This is a genomic window from Achromobacter sp. NCFB-sbj8-Ac1-l (genome assembly GCF_052695805.1).
In genome coordinates this window covers 871,683-888,502 of sequence record NZ_CP199812.1, presented here as the reverse complement: position 1 = coordinate 888,502, position 16,820 = coordinate 871,683, and the positions used below count along the sequence as shown (strand labels likewise).

Annotated in this window: 15 protein-coding genes; 9 read left to right on the top strand and 6 right to left on the bottom strand. The window is 66.6% G+C overall.

Translation table 11 applies throughout. The annotated features are described in order from the left end of the window. The first annotated feature begins 11 nt into the window (after nt 1-11). Nucleotides 12-1,607, top strand: coding sequence for a diguanylate cyclase (locus ACUDP5_RS04195; protein ID WP_445658205.1), 1,596 nt, complete (start codon nt 12-14; stop codon nt 1,605-1,607). Between the two features lie 62 nt (nt 1,608-1,669). Here the strand turns inward: ACUDP5_RS04195 and ACUDP5_RS04190 are convergent, their stop codons facing one another. Continuing rightward, complete coding sequence (locus ACUDP5_RS04190; protein WP_445658204.1) at nt 1,670-3,751, bottom strand: AsmA family protein; 2,082 nt, start codon at nt 3,749-3,751, stop codon at nt 1,670-1,672. 296 nt (nt 3,752-4,047) lie between these two features. Between ACUDP5_RS04190 and ACUDP5_RS04185 the strand changes: the two genes are divergently transcribed. Then, nucleotides 4,048-5,952 (top strand): LTA synthase family protein, encoded by a 1,905-nt coding sequence (locus ACUDP5_RS04185; protein ID WP_445658203.1) that lies wholly within the window; start codon nt 4,048-4,050, stop codon nt 5,950-5,952. Here ACUDP5_RS04185 and ACUDP5_RS04180 read toward each other — a convergent pair. Further along, on the bottom strand, nt 5,936-6,541 hold the full coding sequence (locus ACUDP5_RS04180; RefSeq protein WP_445658202.1) for a DNA-3-methyladenine glycosylase I: 606 nt from the start codon (nt 6,539-6,541) through the stop codon (nt 5,936-5,938). The genes ACUDP5_RS04185 and ACUDP5_RS04180 overlap by 17 nt on opposite strands. Before the next feature lie 217 nt (nt 6,542-6,758). Here ACUDP5_RS04180 and ACUDP5_RS04175 point away from each other — a divergent pair, with 217 nt between their 5' ends. Next, a complete protein-coding gene (locus ACUDP5_RS04175; RefSeq protein WP_263913873.1) occupies nt 6,759-7,232 on the top strand; it encodes a YkgJ family cysteine cluster protein in 474 nt (157 codons plus the stop codon). Nucleotides 7,233-7,298: 66 nt separating this feature from the next. On the opposite strand, the gene ACUDP5_RS04170 is transcribed toward ACUDP5_RS04175, so the two are convergent. After that, a complete protein-coding gene (locus ACUDP5_RS04170; protein WP_263913872.1) occupies nt 7,299-8,186 on the bottom strand; it encodes an alpha/beta fold hydrolase in 888 nt (295 codons plus the stop codon). 366 nt (nt 8,187-8,552) lie between these two features. After that, nucleotides 8,553-9,335: a helix-turn-helix domain-containing protein gene (locus tag ACUDP5_RS04165; protein WP_263913871.1), complete on the bottom strand. Its 783-nt coding sequence runs from the start codon at nt 9,333-9,335 to the stop codon at nt 8,553-8,555. A gap of 107 nt (nt 9,336-9,442) precedes the next feature. Between ACUDP5_RS04165 and ACUDP5_RS04160 the strand changes: the two genes are divergently transcribed. The 6 genes from ACUDP5_RS04160 to ACUDP5_RS04135 all read left to right on the top strand — a co-directional run bounded on the left by ACUDP5_RS04160 (nt 9,443) and on the right by ACUDP5_RS04135 (nt 14,363). After that, nucleotides 9,443-9,883, top strand: coding sequence for a Fur family transcriptional regulator (locus ACUDP5_RS04160; RefSeq protein WP_263913870.1), 441 nt, complete (start codon nt 9,443-9,445; stop codon nt 9,881-9,883). Then, nucleotides 9,880-10,299, top strand: a complete 420-nt coding sequence (locus tag ACUDP5_RS04155; RefSeq protein ID WP_445658201.1) for a hypothetical protein — start codon at nt 9,880-9,882, stop codon at nt 10,297-10,299. Before ACUDP5_RS04160 ends, ACUDP5_RS04155 begins: the two co-directional genes overlap by 4 nt. 404 nt (nt 10,300-10,703) lie before the next feature. Further along, on the top strand, nt 10,704-11,615 hold the full coding sequence (locus ACUDP5_RS04150) for a LysR family transcriptional regulator (protein ID WP_263913868.1): 912 nt from the start codon (nt 10,704-10,706) through the stop codon (nt 11,613-11,615). 151 nt (nt 11,616-11,766) lie between these two features. Further along, nucleotides 11,767-13,383 (top strand): methyl-accepting chemotaxis protein, encoded by a 1,617-nt coding sequence (locus ACUDP5_RS04145; RefSeq protein WP_263913867.1) that lies wholly within the window; start codon nt 11,767-11,769, stop codon nt 13,381-13,383. Nucleotides 13,384-13,533: 150 nt separating this feature from the next. Then, entirely contained in the window at nt 13,534-13,821 is a 288-nt protein-coding gene (locus tag ACUDP5_RS04140; protein ID WP_263913866.1) for an MSHA biogenesis protein MshH, read from the top strand. Between the two features lie 110 nt (nt 13,822-13,931). Beyond that, nucleotides 13,932-14,363, top strand: coding sequence for a RidA family protein (locus tag ACUDP5_RS04135; RefSeq protein WP_263913865.1), 432 nt, complete (start codon nt 13,932-13,934; stop codon nt 14,361-14,363). A gap of 7 nt (nt 14,364-14,370) precedes the next feature. On the opposite strand, the gene ACUDP5_RS04130 is transcribed toward ACUDP5_RS04135, so the two are convergent. After that, nucleotides 14,371-15,219, bottom strand: a complete 849-nt coding sequence (locus ACUDP5_RS04130) for a pirin family protein (protein WP_263913864.1) — start codon at nt 15,217-15,219, stop codon at nt 14,371-14,373. Nucleotides 15,220-15,437: 218 nt separating this feature from the next. Further along, nucleotides 15,438-16,733 (bottom strand): hypothetical protein, encoded by a 1,296-nt coding sequence (locus tag ACUDP5_RS04125; protein ID WP_445658200.1) that lies wholly within the window; start codon nt 16,731-16,733, stop codon nt 15,438-15,440. Between the last annotated feature and the right edge of the window lie 87 nt (nt 16,734-16,820).

Here is a 16,820-nt window from a genome sequence, read left to right as displayed (position 1 = left end):
CGGGATCTCCCATGTTCCGCATCGACCTCCGGCGCCTCATCCTGTGGGTCAGCCTGCTGTCGATTTTCCTGGTCCTCGCGGCAGGCCTGCATGCCAGTTATCTCGTCCAGCGCGACCTGCTGCTGCACAACGCGCTGGAAAGCAATCGGGTCTATGCGGCCAAGCTGGCCGCCACCACCGAATACTTCCTGGGCGACCTGCGCCGTCACCTGGCCTTCAGCGCCGACGTGCTGGCCGACATGGAGGCCCACCCCGAGCTCGCAGTATCGGAAACGCGCCGCCAGGAAGAACAGCTGGGGCATTTCAATTCCAGCTTCGTGGTGTCGCCGGACGGCATGGTGCAAGCCGTGTCGCCCTCGTACCCGCAGTTGAAGGGCCAGCGGATGACCAGCGACGCGGCCAGGACCGCGCTGACCACCCGGCGGCCCTTCATCAGCGAACCCTTTCGCGCCAGCACCGGCCGCTGGCTGATCCTGTACACCCATCCGATCTTTTCACGCGACTATCGCTACCTGGGCTATATCGCCGGCACGCTCTATCTGCACGAAGACAATGTGCTGGACCGTCTGCTGGGCCAGCATTTCAACCGCGATGATTCACTGCTGTACGTGCTGGCGCGCGACGGCACGCTGATCTACCACCCCGACCGCAGCCGCCTGGGCCACATGTCCGCCGACAAGGCCAAGCTCGGCGCGGCGCTGCGCGGCGAAACCGGCGAGCTGCGCTTCACCGACACGGACGGGGCCGAGATACTGGCCGGCTACGCGCCGGTGCCCAGCACGGGCTGGACCATCATCGCGCAGCGGCCGGTGGCCAGCACGTTGCTGCCGCTGAACGACCTGCTGATGGCCACCGCCCGCAACACCCTGCCCCTGCTGCTGCTGTCCATCGTGCTGCTGTGGCTGCTGTCGCGCTGGATCGCCCGCCCCTTGGGGGAACTGGCCAGCATCGCCAAGCGCATGCAGGACCCCGACTCGACCGAACGCATCCGCAAGGTGCGGTCGTGGTATTTCGAGGCCTCGCAGCTCAAGCGCGCGCTGCTGATGGGGTTGGCGTCGATCCAGCACAAGATTCGCGACCTGCGCCGCGCGTCCACCACCGACACGCTCACCGGGCTGCTGAACCGCCGCGGCCTGGACGAGGCGATGGCGCTGCTGCAGGCCGCGGACACGCCGCTGTCGATCGTGGCCATGGACATCGATCACTTCAAGCACATCAACGACCGCTATGGCCACGCAGCCGGCGACCGCGCCTTGCAGGCCCTGGCCACCTTGTTGACCGAAGGCTCGCGCAGCGGCGATACCGTTGCCCGCAGCGGCGGCGAGGAATTCGTGATGCTGATGCCGGGCGCCCCGCTGGCGGCGGCCGTGGCCACCGCCGAGCGGCTGCGGCTGAAGCTGGCCCAGCTGGACGCGGCGGCCGGCCTGCCCGCGCCGATCACCCTGTCGGCCGGCGTGGCCCAGTATCCGCTGCACGGAGCAACGCTCGATGAAGTGATCCAGCAGGCCGACCGCGCGCTCTACTACGCAAAGAACCATGGCCGCAACGCGGTCTGTATTGCCGACCAGCAGGCGCCGGACGGCGCAAGGATGGCGCTGCCGCGCTGAACCGGCCTGACGGCTTGCGCGCGCAAAACGGCCGGCACGCCGGCCGCTTTGCGCGGCCCGCCCTACTTGCCCTTGGCGGGCGCCGGCGCTGGCGCCTTGGGCGGCACACGCATCTGCTTGAGCAGCGTGGCGCAGGAATTGTCGTCGGTCGTGCTCGGCGCAATCAGCGCCAGGAGGCCCGCCGCCGGCGTCAGGATCACGCCCAGCGCCACCATGCCCGCGCCGCGCGCGGCCAGCGGCAACACGTGCACGCCCACGTCAGGCGAGCCGAACGTGCCGCGCACGTACAAGGGCGAGCGCAGCGAGAAGATCCGGAAGCCCTTGCTGTCAGGCGTGATGTCCAGGTCCAGCTTCTCGTTCTTGAAGTCGGTGGGGCCCGTGATGTTGATCAGGGCGTTCTCGGTATCGAACACAAAGACGCGCGGCGTCATCACGCCGTTCTTCATTTCGAGGTCGGCGGCGCCGCAATTGATCTTGACCTCGTCGTCGCCGAACAGCTTGGACACGACGTAGTTACCCACGTTCAAGCCCGCGATTTCCATCAGGCTGCGGCTGATCACGCCATCGTTGACCAGCATCTTCACGTCACCGGACGCCGTACCCAGCAGCGCAGCCACGGAATTGCCAGTGCCCGACAGGGCGAGGTCGCCGTTCATTTCCCCCAGCGTCTTCTGCATGGACTCCGTGGCGGGAAACAGCTGCTTCAGGCGCAGGCGCCTCGCATGCATGTCCACGCGACCGGTCATGGGCGCCTTGGAGCCGTCCAGACGCAGTGTCGCGGCCATGGTGCCGCCCGCCATGCCGAAGCGCAGCGGGTCCAGTGTCAATTGCCCGTCCTGCAGCACCACGTGCACCGACAGATCCGACAGGGGCAGCTTGGCGTCATGCACGATGCGGCCGGCCTCCAGCGAGACGTCGGCGTCCATGTCGCGCCAGCGATCGGTGCGAAAGGCCTGGTCCGGCAGCACCTTGCCGCCGGCACGCTTGGCTGGCGCGTCCTTGGGCTTGTCCTGGGCTGGCGCCGCCTTGCCGGAAGGCACCCCCACCAGTGGTCCCAGGTCCGCCATGCGCAGTTGCCTGGACGAGAGCTTGCCGGTGAGCTTGGGGCGCGGCGCGGCCAGCGAAAACGACACGTCGCCGTGCAGGTCGCTATTGCCCACCTGGCCATTGAAATCGCGGTAGTCGAACACCGCGCCCCCGGCGTTGTGCAGCTTGGCCACCAGATGGCCGTCGGTGGAATACGGCGGCGTGTCCGGCAAGGTCACACCGGTCAGCGGATACAGCTGCGCCATGGACCCGCCCGATAGTTTCAGCCGCAGGTCCAGCGCCCCCAGGTTGGCCGGATCGGTCAGGGTGCCGGTCACCGACGCCTTGGTGCCGCCAATGGCCACGTCGGCCTGCACCGGGAACGGCTGCCTGGGGTCTTGCAAGGCCAGCATGCCCCCCACCTTGCCCTCGCCCTTGGTGGCCAGCCCCTTGTACTTGCCGTCCACTTTCCAGCCGAAGACATAGTCGCGCGGCGCTGGGGCCGCCCCATCTTGCGCGGCGAAGGACGCCCCGGCCACGTCGGCGAACGGCACCGGTTTTCCCAGGGGATCGACCAGCACGGTCAGGTCGGCCTGCAGCATCGCGTCGGCATAGCCCACCCGCCCCTTGTCGAAGCCGATCTCGTTGATGTCCAGCACCCAGGGCGATGGCTCGCCCGATTCGGGCAGGGTGAAAATCCAGTTGGCGCGGCCGTCGGCCAACCGTTCCAGATCAGCGGCGGGCTCGGTCAGCTGGATGCGCCGGATCACGACGCGTTGGCTCAGCAACGGCAGCGGCGACAGGCTGAATTCGCCGCGCTTCAAGGTGGCGAACTGCGGCGCCTTGGCCCATTCGGTGTTGCCGACGCTGATGTCGTTGGCGACGATGTGCGGCCATGGCACCCACGCGCGCCAGCCCCCTTCGTCGGGCTCTCGCGTCCATTGCACGCTCAGATCGCCATTGATGGCAAAGGGGCGGCCGATGGCCGCGGTGACCCGCTCGTTGATCATGGGCTTGGCGCGGTTCCAGTCAAAATTGGCGATCACCACCCCCAGCACCACGACCAGGAGGGCCAGCCCCCCGGCAATCCCGACCGCTATTTTTGTTCTGCGCGTCATCGTTATCACCTTGCCTTTGTCGCCGGGGCGCCAATGCCCCGGCCCTAATTAACTCAAGGGTAGCGCGCGCGGCCGGGCAGGTTAAGCTTGCCGGCCTCATAATGTGTGCGGATTTTTCAGTGTCATAGAGCGCGCGGTCGGCAAAAGTTACAAAGCAGCCGGTCCGCATCCGGTTTTTCGCGCCGCCGAACGGAATAATCCCTACCGAAATTTCGACGCCCTCCCTGTTCCAATGCGCGATCAGCCCGATCCCGCGATCCCGGCCGGGGCGGACGGCAGTACTACCTGGAGGCCCGATGCGGCATTCGAGCTTGATTTTCGTGGTGGCGGCCTTTGCGCTGCTGACACTCAGCCGCCTGGCGCTGGCTGGCTGGCAATGGCAGCGCGTGCGCAACGCGGGCGGCCTGGCCCCCCTGCTGCTTGGCGGCCTGCGCATCGACGCCCATCAGATCTGCGTGCTGGCTGCCTTGCCGGCGGTACTGTCGCCCTGGCTGGGCCATCTGCCGTTTGCCGCCACGGCCGCCGGCATCTGGTACCTGGTTGCCTTCATCCTGCTGGCGTTCCTGGAAGTGGCCACGCCGCCCTTCATCCTGGAATACGACACCCGGCCCAACCGGCTGTTCGTCGAATACCTGAAACACCCGCGCGAAGTGTCGGGCATGCTGTGGCGCGGCTACAAGGCCGCGCTGCTGGGCGGCTTCGGCGCGCTGGCGCTGATCGGCTGGGGCGCCTATGCCCTCTTCGGCCACGCCACGCCCGACCCCCAACTGGCCTGGTGGCAAATGCCGCTGGCCAGCCTGGCCATCCTGGCCGCCGTCATCCTGGCCATCCGCGGCACGCTGGGCCACCGGCCCATCAACCCGTCATCGGTGGCCTACAGCTCGGACGGCATGCTCAATACCCTGGCGCTGAACTCGCTCTACAACGTGTTCTATGCCGTCTACAGCATGAAGAATGAAAAGTCGGCCTCTGCCGTGTACGGCGGCATGGACGAAGACGACATGCACCGCCGCGTGCTGACCCAGGCCGGCCTGCCCTATCCGCCCGCCCATGCCGACCACCCCAGCCTGCATCGCCAGCCCGCCACCCGCAAGACGGCGCGGCCACTGAACCTGGTGATCATCCTGGAAGAAAGCCTGGGCGCACAGTACAGCGCCGGCCTGGGCGGCATGAACCTCACGCCGGAGCTTGACGCCCTGGCGCGCGACGCCTGGACCTTCACCCGGGCCTATGCCACCGGCACGCGCTCGGTACGCGGCCTGGAAGCCGTGGTGACCGGCTTTCTGCCCACCCCGGCCCAGGCCGTGCTGAAGCTGCCGCGCTCGCAACGCGGTTTTTTCTCGCTGGCCGACCTGCTGGGCCGGCATGGCTACCACTCGCGCTTCATCTATGGCGGCGAGTCGCACTTCGACAACATGAAGGGCTTCTTCCTGGGCAACGGCTTCAAGCAGATCGTCGACCGCGAAGACTTCGTGGATCCGGCCTTCGTGGGCACCTGGGGCGCCTCGGACGAAGACATGTTCAATCAGCTTGACCGCCTGCTGCGCGAAGACGGCGACCAGCCGACATTCACCCTGGCGTTCAGCGTGTCGAACCATTCGCCGTGGGAATACCCGGCGGGCCGCATCCAGACCGAAGGCAACCCCGCCACCGTGGAAAACACCGTGCGCTATGCCGACTGGGCGCTGGGCCGCTTCTTCGAGCGGGCCAAGGATGCGCCCTACTGGGAAAACACGGTCTTCCTGATTGCCGCCGACCACGATTCGCGCGTGTTCGGGGCCAGCCTGGTGCCGGTGCGCCACTTCCATATTCCCGCCGTGATCCTGGGAGCCGGCATCGAAGCCCGCCGCGACGACCGGCTGATCAGCCAGATCGACCTGGCCCCCACCCTGCTGTCGCTGATGGGCGTGGACACCGAACACCCCATGATCGGCCACGACCTGACCCGCAGCACGCCGGGCCGCGCCATCATGCAGTACGACAACACCTACGGTTACCTGAAGGAAAACGACCTGCTGGTGATGGCCCCCAACAAGACGCCGGTGCAGTACCGCTACACCGCGCCGGAAGACTACGCGCCGGTGCCGCTGGACCCGGACCTGGCTGCCGAAGCGCTGGCCCACGCCCTGTGGCCCAGCTGGGCCTATCGCGAAGGGCGTTACTGCATACCCGGCGCGGCGACCGTCACGCCGGCCGTTTGAACGCCTTGCGCGCCCGTTCGCTGAGGCTGTGGCAATAGCAGTCGGGATGGTGGTCGTTGACCATGCCGACCGACTGCATGAACGCGTAGACCGTGGTGGGGCCGACGAACTTCCAGCCCAGTTTCTTGAGCGCCTTGGACAGGGCTTCGGATTGTTCTGACGTAGACGCGCCCAGCGTGGACGGCGCCCCCGACGGCGCCTCGTAGCGCCACAGGAATGCGCCCAGCGAGCCTTCGCGTTCGATCATTTCCAGCGCGCGCTGGGCGTTGTTGATGACGGCTTCAATCTTGCCGCGATGGCGCACGATGCCGGCATCGGCCAGCAAGGCCTGCACCTGCTTTTCACCAAACCGCGCGACCTTGGCCGGATCGAAATTGGCGAAGCCGCGGCGGAAAGCCTCGCGTTTGTTCAGGATGGTGCGCCAGCTGAGGCCGGACTGGAAGCCTTCGAGGCAGAGCTGTTCGAACAGGGCACGGTCGTCGCCTTCCGGGCGGCCCCATTCGGTGTCGTGATAGGCCATGTAGTCGACGGAAGTGTCGACCCAGCCGCAACGGGCGCGGCCGTCGGGGAAGGCGGAATTGGCATGCATGGGTAGCGTCCTGGCGGCAATCGGTTCCCGATGCTACTCCAGCCACGTCCCCGAAAAAAGTCGTAGCAGCCGCAAGCCGAATCCAGCTACTATTTCCGACCCTGATCCCGCGCCGGCCCTGACCGCGCGCCCTTGCCGGATCTGTTTGGCGCGCGGGCCGCATGGCTTGGCCGCGCCCAGCCGTAGCCGGGGCCGGACAGGCTTTCGGACCCGCCCCATGTCCCTGCTCGAGACATCCGTCATCACGTTCGTGTCGCCCGCCACCCTGGCCGGCGACGCCAATCCGGCCGCCAATCCCTGTCTGGACTGCGGCGCCTGTTGCTCACATTTCCGGGTGTCGTTCTATTGCGGCGAGCTGGCCGGCGAAAACGGCGGCCACGTGCCCGTCGAACTGGTCACGCAGATGAGCCCGTTGCGGGCCTGCATGAAGGGCACGGAAATGGGCGGCGGTCGTTGCATCTCGCTGCGCGGTGAACTGGGCAAGCCCGGCATCCATTGCGCCATCTACGAAAACCGCCCCACGCCCTGTCGCGAATTCGACATCTGGCAGCCCGATGGCTCGCCCAACCCGGATTGCCAGCGCCTGCGGCTGAGTCTCGGCCTGCCCGCCGTGCCACCGCGTCCCGACGCCGAAAACGATCCGCAAGGGCCGTCGCACCCCAACCAACCGGATCAGCCGGCTGCGGCCTGAAAGCCACCCAATCGGCCTGCGCCCGGCAGGCAGGCCGCGCCAGGCCCGACCCGGCGAAGCGCCCCGCTAGCGGGCCCCCGCCAGCAGGCGGTCCGCCCCTTGCGGCGCCGCCTGTGCGCGGCAACGCCGCGACTCCGTGGCGCGCCGGCGCGTTCGCACGATCTCCGGGTCCTTGCCCAGGAATTCCAGCACGTTCTGCATGACCCGCTCGCGCTCATGGTCCACGCAGATCATGTGATAGCTGTCCCGCAGCAGCACCACCGATGCCCCCGGGATGCGTTCGCCCAACAGCTGCGCCGAGCGCGGGCTGGTCAATTCGTCCTCGACCGCGTGCATCACCAGCGTCGGGCAGCGCATCTGTTCCAGCCCGCGCTTGACCATGCCGCGCAGGCGATCCACCTGGCGCACGCAAGCCAGCGGCACCCACTGGTAATGAAAGCCATCGCCACGCGCGAAACCCGCCTTGATGAAGGCCCGCACCAATTCGCTCTTGACGCCGTAAGGGTCCTCTTCCTCGACCCGGATGCGGCGCGGCACGCCCGGCACGTGATACAGCAGGTAGCGCAGCCCGCGATACCAGGGCGTGCTCCAGCCATCCAGGAATACCGGTGCCGACAGCGACACGAGCGCGCCTCGGGTATGCGATTCGCGCTTGCACAGCTCGACCGCCAGCAAGGCCCCCAGGCACATGCCGATGACGTGCACCACGTCGTACTGGGCGCACAGCTCGCGGTAGCGGCGGGTCACCACTTCCATCCAGTCCTCGACCCGCACATCGAGCAGGTCCTCCGGCCGACCGGCATGGCCCGGCAGCGTCACGCCATGGGTGTCCACGCCGGCGCGCGCCAGCACCTTGTGCAGCGAGCCCATGTCGAATTCGGTACCACCCAGGCCGTGGATCAGCAGCGCGCCGGTACGTTGCCCGGCCGGCGGCGTGAGGGGTTGCGGGGTCACGTCGGGCTCCCCGCTGCGACGTCCAGTTGCCAGGCATGGCGAGTGGCCGCCAGCAGCCGCGCCAGGATCTGGGCGAAAGCGTTTGCCGGAGCCGGCGCCACGGCGGCGCCGGCGCTCCCGGCCGGCGAGAGAACGAGGAAAGGTTGGCAAGTCATGGAACACCCTTGATGCATGGAGGGCAGGACGAGAAGACCTGTCCTACCCTGGCGCCATGGTAGGCAAGGGGCGTGCGGGAAGATCCGCAAATCTGTCGGGAAAAAGTGAAGATGCGTAAACGCGGAATGACGGGCCGGGCCCCTGCGCCAGGGCGCGCAAGTGCTCTGCGGTGCCGCCAGCCGGACAGGGCCTGCGGCCCGTCCCGGCCGCCTACTCCCGGCCGGCCAGGTAGCGCGTCGGCGTCGTGCCGAACGCGGCGCGGAAACTGCCGATGAACGCGCTGGTGCTTTCGTAGCCCACCGACAGCGCCGCTTCGGTCACCGAGCCGCCCCCGCACAGCAATTCCAGGGCCCGCAGCAGGCGCGCCTGCTGGCGCCACTGACCCAGCGTCACCCCGGTTTCCTGGCGGAAGCGCCGCATCAACGTCCGCGACGACATATTCAGCCGCTGGGCCCATTCATCGATGCCGGAAGGGTCGTCGGGCGTGGCCAGCAGCGAATTGGCCAGGTCCTGCAAGCGCGGATCGTCCGGCATGGGCAATAGCAGCGGCGCATGGGCGCGCTGCTCGATCTCGGCCAGCAGCACATCGAACAGCTGCTCGAGATAGGCGTCGGACAAGCTGCCCGCGGGACTGGTGGTGAAACGTTCGATCAGCGCGTCGATGAGCTTGGACGAAGGCCAGGAATGGCAGTGCGTCGGCAAGCGCGCGCAAGCGTCCTCGCGCACATACAGAAAGGACCCTCGCGCCTCGCCGAACCAGCGCGCCGCGTGCGTCACCCCGGGTGGAATCCAGCCCAGGCTGCCCGGCAGCACCGTCCACACCTGCGCGCCCGCCTGCACCATCACCAACCCTTCGTGGACAAGGACCAGCATGCCCTCGTTGTGGGCATGGTCGGGGACGAAGATTCCTTTGGACTCACGGGGGTGGCGCATGCTGAACGGCGTCAGCAGGACATCGGGAAGTGCGTGGTGGACCACGGTCACTTGGAACATGGTTGGCAGATTCGAGCTACAGGTTGACGGAATCCCGTTAGCGGGATCAGTTGAAAATGTACATCATTCTCATCATTCGGGCATTGGCCCCGGAATGGAGAATACACATGGACCACACCCGGTTGCGCGTGGCGGGCATCAAAGCCACCTTCCCGCGCCTGAAGATCCTGGACGTCTTCCACCAGCATGCGGACCAGCACATGAGCGCGGCGGACATCTACCGCAATCTCATATCGGAACATAGCAGCATCGGCCTGGCGACGGTTTATCGCGTGATCACGCAACTTGAAGACGCCGGCGTGCTCAAACGTACTCAGCTCGACTCGCACTCGACCGTGTATGAGCTGAATGACAAGGGACACCACGACCACCTGGTCTGCCGGCATTGCGGCCGGATCCAGGAATCCAACGACCCGGCGATGGCGAAATTGGTCCGCAAGATCGCCAAGGAATGCGGATTCGCCCTGGATTCCTACAGCCTGGTGCTGTACGGCGGCTGCGGCTGCCAAAAAGATGCGCCCGCCCCTTATATCGGAGAATTCGAATGAACCGCGACCAGTTTTTCTTTCACGACCTGTCCCAATTTCCCATCGTCACCGCCAGGCACGACAGCGCCCCGGCGGGCTACTCCGCCAGCTGGATCCGCGAGATGGAAATGCTGGTCAGCAACCCCCAGACTTTCGTCATGGTGGTGCCGGACATGGGCCAGGAAGCCAGCCACGATGACCGCAAGGCGATGATCGAATGGCAGACCCACAACATGCCGCGCCTGAAAGCCCGCTGCCGGGCGTTCATCGCGATAGAACGCGACGCCGGCGCGCTGGACAAGATCCGCAAGCGCGGCGAGAAAATGGCGCGAGCCTTCGGCATGCCTTTCCTGGCCGTGGCCACGCCGCACGAGGCGGTGCAATGCGCCCGCGAATTGCTGGGGCAGACCGGCCCCGGGGGCTTCGTGGTGGACTGACCCCCTGGCCTTCCCCCGCCCGATTCCAAGCGCGCCCGCAGGCGCGCTTTTTTTCGTCCCTGGCCGCCAGGCCCCTGCACGACACCTTGTTGCCGAAATTAGAATGCAATATTGATAAATTTGCGATTGTGGCAAAAGGTATTGCTGGAATAAATTCCAGCTCTGGCCCGATCGCCTGTCCCGCAGGCCAGGGCCGGCATCGCAGCGCGCCGGCCCCCCCGGAGGGCGCTCACCGCCTGTCCGCGGCAACACCCGCCCCCGCTTCCATGGTCCGACGCCATTGGCCGGCGCGTTCACGAGACGCCGCGGCGCAACCGCCCCGGGGGCCGCCGCCTCCCGCGCACCCACTGATAGCGGCTGCCGGCCGCCCAGGCTCGACACTGAGATTTACGGCACGCATATCAATGAAGCGATTCCAATTCGACAGCACCGCGCTTCGTTACTTTCTCACCGTCGTCGACACAGGATCCGTCAATCGCGCCGCCGCGCGGCTCAATGTCGTCAGTTCGGCGGTCAGCCGGCAGATCGCGGGGCTGGAGCAACGCCTGCACAATCAATTGTTCGAGCGCCATCCCAAGGGCATGCGCGTCACGGAAGTCGGCCGGATCCTGGCCGACCACGCGCGCCGGGTCGAGGCCGACGCCGCCCGCACCTACGCCGAGATCGACGGCCAGAACGGCCGCTACACCCAGACCGTGAAAATCGCCGGCGCGCCGGGCTTTGCCGCCTGCGCCCTGCCGCGCAAGTTCGCCGCCTTCCAGGCCGAACACCCCTCGATCCGCTTCAGCCTGCACATCCTGGACGCCGGACTGGTGTCCGAGCGGGTGCGCTCCGCCCAGGCCGACATCGGCGTCACCTATAGCCACACCGCCGAAAAGGACATCGCCGTCATCTATTCGCACCCCGCCGAGATCGTCGCCGTGATGCGCCCCGGCCATCCCCTGGCGGCCTGCGAATCGCTGCACATCACCCAGTTGCCGGCCTATCCGCTGGCGCTGCCCGAAGGCGGCAGCGCCCTGCGCCAGGTGCTGGACATGGCCAGCAGCCTGTACAACATCACCCTGTCGCCGGCTTTCACGTCGAACCTGCCGGACGCGGCCTACCAATATGTCCTGACCGGCGACGCGGTAACGCTGTGCGCCCGGCTGACCGCCGCCGACCATCTGGAAACCGGGCGGCTGATCTGCCGTCCCATCAACGACGCCTTGCTCAACGCCGGCCAGCTCCAGTTCCAGACGCACGCCTCGCGCCCGCTGTCGGACGCCGCCCACCGCTTCCTGCGCTTCATCCGCAGCGACGCGCCGCAACTTTTCTGACAGGCCCCGGGACAGCATTGCCAAAACCAGAATGCCCCCCTGAAAAATGATCAATTGTTAATTATGTAATTTAAATTTACATTCAGCCCGGATTTTCCGAGACCGCGCTTTGACGGGTCAGCCCCAAGACACCTACAGGAGCCCCCCCACCATGCTCAAGAACCTGAAGATACGCACCGGCCTCGCGGCCGTCCTGGCCCTCTTCGTATTGGCGCTGGCGGTCGCCACAGGCATGGGCTGGCTCTACGCCAAGGCCGCCGACGTGGCGGTGGACGATCTGAGTTCGGTGTCCGCCGAGCAGACCCGCCCCCTGTACGAAGCCCAGACGCTGCTGCTGCGCAGCCGCTTGACGCTGGTGGCCGCCTACCTGGACATCACCGCCGGCAAGGGTTCGCAAGCCCAGGCCAGCGTCGACCAGGCCACCCAATACCTGCAAGAGGCGCGCAAACGCTTCGCCGTCTATCAGCGCGTGCCCAAGAGCACCGAGGCCGGCATGAAACTGGCCAGCGACCTGGAAGGCGTCTTCGCTGCCTATGTACGCAGCATCGAAGCGCTGGAACAGGCCCTGCAGAAGCAGTCCGCCGAGGGCTATGCCGCCGCCGTGGTGGACACCCGCAGCGCCGACGCCCGCTTCGTCGAACGCGTCAACAGTTTCCTGGAACATACCGAGCGCCGCACCGACCAGATCAATACCGCGTCCGACCAGCGTTACGACCGCGCCGAACTGTCGACCCTCATCATGCTGGCCCTGGCCGCCGCCCTGGCCATCGGTTGCTGGCGCTTCATCAGCCGCCAGGTGCTGCAGCCCCTGAAGGAAGCGGCCCTGCACTTCGACCGCATCGCCTCCGGCGACCTGACCCAACGCGTCACGGTGAACTCGGACAACGAGATCGGCGTGCTGTTCACGGCGCTCAAACGCATGCAGGAAAGCCTGACCCGCACGGTCAGCGAAGTACGCCGCAGCGTCAACGAGATCAACACCGGCGCGGCGGAAATCTCGTCGGGCAACACCAACCTGTCCTCGCGCACCGAAGAGCAGGCGGCGTCGCTGGAAGAAACCGCCGCCTCCATGGAAGAACTGGCCACCGCGGTCAAGCAGAACACCGAACACGCCCACCAGGCCAACGGCCTGGCGGCCGAAAGCCGCGGCGTCGCCCTGCGCGGCGGCGAGGCCGTGGGCCAGGTGGTGGAAACCATGGCGCGTATCTCGGAAAGCTCGCGGCGCATTGCCGAAATCGTGTCGGTCATCGACGGCATCGCCTTCCAGACCAACATCCTGGCCCTGAACGCGGCGGTGGAAGCTGCCCGCGCTGGCGAACAAGGCAAGGGCTTTGCGGTGGTCGCCGGCGAAGTCCGCACGCTGGCCCAGCGCAGCGCCCAGGCCGCTCGCGAGGTGAAAGACCTGATCGAGCAATCGACCAGCAATGTCGACAGCGGCGCCGAGCAGGTGCGGGCGGCCGGTGACACCATGCAGGAAATCGTCGCCTCGGTGCAGCGCGTCACCCAGATCATGGCGGAAATCACCGAAGCCTCGACCGAGCAGTCCATCGGCATCGACCAGATCAACCGCGCAGTGACCCAGATGGATGACGTCACCCAGCAGAACGCCGCCCTGGTCGAGGAAGCGGCCGCCGCGGCCTCGTCACTGGAAGAGCAGGCCAAGCGCCTGGCGGCCACCGCCGCCTTCTTCAAGTTGCCCGCCGAGACCGTCATCGACGTCACGCCCCAGGCCATCGCGGCCCCGCTGCGCCCGGCCTACGCGGGTTGACGCGCGGCCAACACGGTCGCCCAGCGCCCACCGACGGGAGCCGGGCGAGCCCCTCTCATTTAAGAGTCGGCCCGCCCGGCCGTTGTCCATAAGGTAAGGCCCCGCAAGACCGCTTGCGCCGGGCCTCCCTTCGACCACGAGCCCCGACGCATGAGCCGCGCCCTCGCCTGTCATTTTTGCCTCTCGACGCTGGCGCAAGGCGCCCCTCTGCTGGAAAGCAACGGCTCGGCCATCTGCAAGCCCTGTGTCGACGCCTTCTCGGCGCAGTTCACCGAACGGGCCTGGGTCATGGCCGCAACGCTGGACGAGCAGTTGGACGTGCTGCTGGCCGAAAGCAAGCGCGCGCTGGAGCACAGCGCCACCCTGGCCGAACGCGCCCGCAGCTGCGGCCTGAGCCTGACCGAACTGTCGGCCATGCCGCCGCGCGCCCTGTCCTGATCCGTCGACATGGGCGACAGGTGTTGACCGGGCGTATACCTTGACCTCAACCACGGTTGAGGTTTGATACTGGCGCTCCTGCCAAGATGAATACGCTTACGGAGTCCGACATGTCGTCCCGCATCACCCCCGCCCTGCCCTCGCTCGCCTTCATCAACCCACCCGGCCTGTACGACCCGCGCCCCAACGGCTATTCGCACGTGGCCGTGGCCGACACGCCGGCCAGGCTGGTGTTCGCTGCCGGCCAGGGCGGCGAAAACGCCCAGGGCGAACTGCAGCCCGACTTTCTGAAACAAGTGCGCCAGGCGCTGGACAATGTCCAGATCGCCCTGCAAGGAGCCGGTGCCACGCTATTCGACGTGGCCAAGCTGACGGTGCTGGTGGTGGACCACAACCAGGAACGCCTGGCGCTGTTTTCCAACGAAATCAAGGCGCGCTGGGGCATCCACCTGGCGCCCGCCTGCACCTTGATTCCCGTGCCCCGGCTGGCGCTGGACGGCATGCTGGTGGAAATCGAAGCGACCGCGCTGCTGCCGCTTTGATGGCGTATCAGGCGCCAAAAGCCCCGCTGCGAAAATCGTGATAGGCCTGGGCAACCTGCTCAGCCGTGTTCATCACGAAAGGTCCGCGAGCCACCACCGGCTCGCGCAACGGCAATCCCCCGGCGAAAAATACGCGCATGCCGCCAGGGCCGCTGCGCATCAGGATGCCAGAGGAGCCGCCGGCTTCGGGGCGCGCCATCCAGACCACCTGCCCGGCTTTCACGGGATGCCTGTCCGGCCCGACGGTGCCGTCCCCCTCGAGGACATACAGAAAAACGTTGTAGTCAGCGGGAACCTGCTCTTCATGCTGGCGATCGGCCTGCATGCGGATGTCCAGCACGGTGACCTTGGCGTAGTTGAGCGTGGGCGCCACGGTGCTGCCCGACGCACCGGAGAAAACCCGGATCTCCACGCCATCGAGCCGCCGCGACGGCATGTCGTTGCCGATCAGATCCTGGTAGCGCGGCGGAACCATTTTGTCGGCGGCGGGCAGGTTCACCCACAGCTGCAGCAGATGCACGGTCTCTTTTGCGACGGGCACCTCGTTGTGGAGAATGCCCCGGCCGGCGGTCATCCACTGCGCATCGCCGGGCTGGATCACGCCGCCGTTGCCGTGATTGTCGACGTGCTCAAGATGGCCTTCGAGCACGAAGGTCACGGTTTCCATGCCGCGATGCGGATGCGTATCGAAAACGCCCTTCGGAAACCAGTCTTCGGCCATCAAGAGAAACGGATCGTTGAACGCCCAATCACCGGGCGCGATCAGTCGGCGCGCGCAGTGCAGCTCGTTGATCCCCTGATGAATCGAAGGGTCATCGACACGATGAACCGCGCGTAAGTGTGTTTCGGTATGCATGAAAGGCTCCGTTGGGGAAAGGCCGCCGACGACCACAGGCCGCCTGCTGACAACCACGGTACCGATGCACACCGGCCAGCAGAAGTGGATGTTTCTTAAAATGCACGGAACACACTGTTCCACCCGCCTGAGGCCGGTCGACCTCGCCGCAGGCCCATTTCGTCCGGCCGCCTGCCGCAGCCCTGCGCGGCCATTTTTTCCATACGGATCGCCCGGCGCTATTCGGTCACCAGGTAAGCCTGGCCGCCAGGCTTCAAGTAGGGCTTCAGATCCTTGAATGGCAAGCTGGCATGGGGCCCCAGGCATGCGCCCATGGCATGTCCGATGCCGGACACCGACAGGACCAGTTCGCCCGGCGCCCCAACGCTCAAGGCCAGGTAGTCAGGCCAGATGTCCGAGCAGCCCTCCAGCGATTCGCCGTCGGCCGGGTCCTGAGCCAAATCTTGAGTCTTGCCCGAGGTCTTGTCCTGGCGCTTGTCCGCCGCCAGCGGCGCACGCGCCTTCTCCATCAATGCCAGCAACGTCGGACTTGCCTTGCGCCAGCCGTCTTCGCCCGGCCTATAGGCGTCGAAAAGGCGATTCCAGTCCAGGTATTCACCACGCAGCAAGTCGAACGTGTATGGCTCGAAATGATTGTCGGGATGCGCACCGCCGCAGTACAGACTGCCGGATTCGGTCACCGTCATCAACGCCGGAGACAGCCAGTCGACCGAGATGCTTTCGTCGTCATAGCTGCCCAGCGTGCCCGCCGCCGGATTGCCGTCGGTATAGATCGTCGCCATGCAGCCCAGCGCCGCCAGGCTCATCTGCCAATGGCGCTGTTCGAGCAGATCGTTGATGCGTTGGAAGACCTGCGGATCCGGATGCCGGCTCAGCCGCGGGTAGCTGAACTTGGTGCGGGGGTCTCGCCACAGACGGTAGGCCACCCCGGCGCCACCGACGTCGTGGCCGACCGGCACGGCGTGGCCGGCGAGCTTCAGCGTTTCGTAGGGGGCGTGCCGGGTATCGATACGGGCATTGACGCTGATGCCACTGCCCACGCCGCCGCTGATCGCATCGGTGACGGCCTGAACCGCATCCGGCGCCAACGCGTCGGGATCATATTCGGCGACGCGGCGCAGGCTGAAGCTGCGCGACTTGCCCGTGCGCGCGTCGACCCATTTCCCTTGGTAGCCGGCAGCGTCGCGTTTGCCCGACCAGGTGGCGGCAGGCGGCGCGGCGTCCGACTCCGGGTCTGCGCCGCTGTCCTTGATCTCGTAGTAGGTCCTGGGTTCGCGCAGGGCCTGCGGCGTGCCCCTGAGCGGGATGTCCACGCCATGCTTCGGACAGAAGTAGCGGCCGGCCACGGAACCGTCGGCCGCCGGCTGGCTGTCCAGTTCCATCACGACGTCGCCGGCGCCCTGCAGGGTGCCGGTGTACACGGTCCGCGGGGCGGCACTGACGTGGCCGCCAACAACGACAGCGACACACAGCGCCCACGCCGAAGGCGACTGGCGGCGCAAATACAGCGACATCCGACTCATTTCGAGGGCCCTGTTTCGGGAGGACACAACACGTGGTGGCACATGACTTCGCGAACTCCCATTCTGTTGGCACGGCAA

Bases quoted from the DNA above. Each gene is read 5' to 3' on its own strand.
- ACUDP5_RS04180 (WP_445658202.1), bottom strand. From the start codon at position 6,541: ATGCATGCCAATTCCGCCTTCCCCGACGGCCGCGCCCGTTGCGGCTGG.
- ACUDP5_RS04165 (WP_263913871.1), bottom strand. From the start codon at position 9,335: ATGTTCCAAGTGACCGTGGTCCACCACGCACTTCCCGATGTCCTGCTG.
- ACUDP5_RS04150 (WP_263913868.1), top strand. From the start codon at position 10,704: ATGAAGCGATTCCAATTCGACAGCACCGCGCTTCGTTACTTTCTCACC.
- ACUDP5_RS04140 (WP_263913866.1), top strand. From the start codon at position 13,534: ATGAGCCGCGCCCTCGCCTGTCATTTTTGCCTCTCGACGCTGGCGCAA.
- ACUDP5_RS04175 (WP_263913873.1), top strand. From the start codon at position 6,759: ATGTCCCTGCTCGAGACATCCGTCATCACGTTCGTGTCGCCCGCCACC.
- ACUDP5_RS04190 (WP_445658204.1), bottom strand. From the start codon at position 3,751: ATGACGCGCAGAACAAAAATAGCGGTCGGGATTGCCGGGGGGCTGGCC.
- ACUDP5_RS04160 (WP_263913870.1), top strand. From the start codon at position 9,443: ATGGACCACACCCGGTTGCGCGTGGCGGGCATCAAAGCCACCTTCCCG.
- ACUDP5_RS04130 (WP_263913864.1), bottom strand. From the start codon at position 15,219: ATGCATACCGAAACACACTTACGCGCGGTTCATCGTGTCGATGACCCT.
- ACUDP5_RS04145 (WP_263913867.1), top strand. From the start codon at position 11,767: ATGCTCAAGAACCTGAAGATACGCACCGGCCTCGCGGCCGTCCTGGCC.
- ACUDP5_RS04125 (WP_445658200.1), bottom strand. From the start codon at position 16,733: ATGTCGCTGTATTTGCGCCGCCAGTCGCCTTCGGCGTGGGCGCTGTGT.
- ACUDP5_RS04155 (WP_445658201.1), top strand. From the start codon at position 9,880: ATGAACCGCGACCAGTTTTTCTTTCACGACCTGTCCCAATTTCCCATC.
- ACUDP5_RS04135 (WP_263913865.1), top strand. From the start codon at position 13,932: ATGTCGTCCCGCATCACCCCCGCCCTGCCCTCGCTCGCCTTCATCAAC.
- ACUDP5_RS04195 (WP_445658205.1), top strand. From the start codon at position 12: ATGTTCCGCATCGACCTCCGGCGCCTCATCCTGTGGGTCAGCCTGCTG.
- ACUDP5_RS04185 (WP_445658203.1), top strand. From the start codon at position 4,048: ATGCGGCATTCGAGCTTGATTTTCGTGGTGGCGGCCTTTGCGCTGCTG.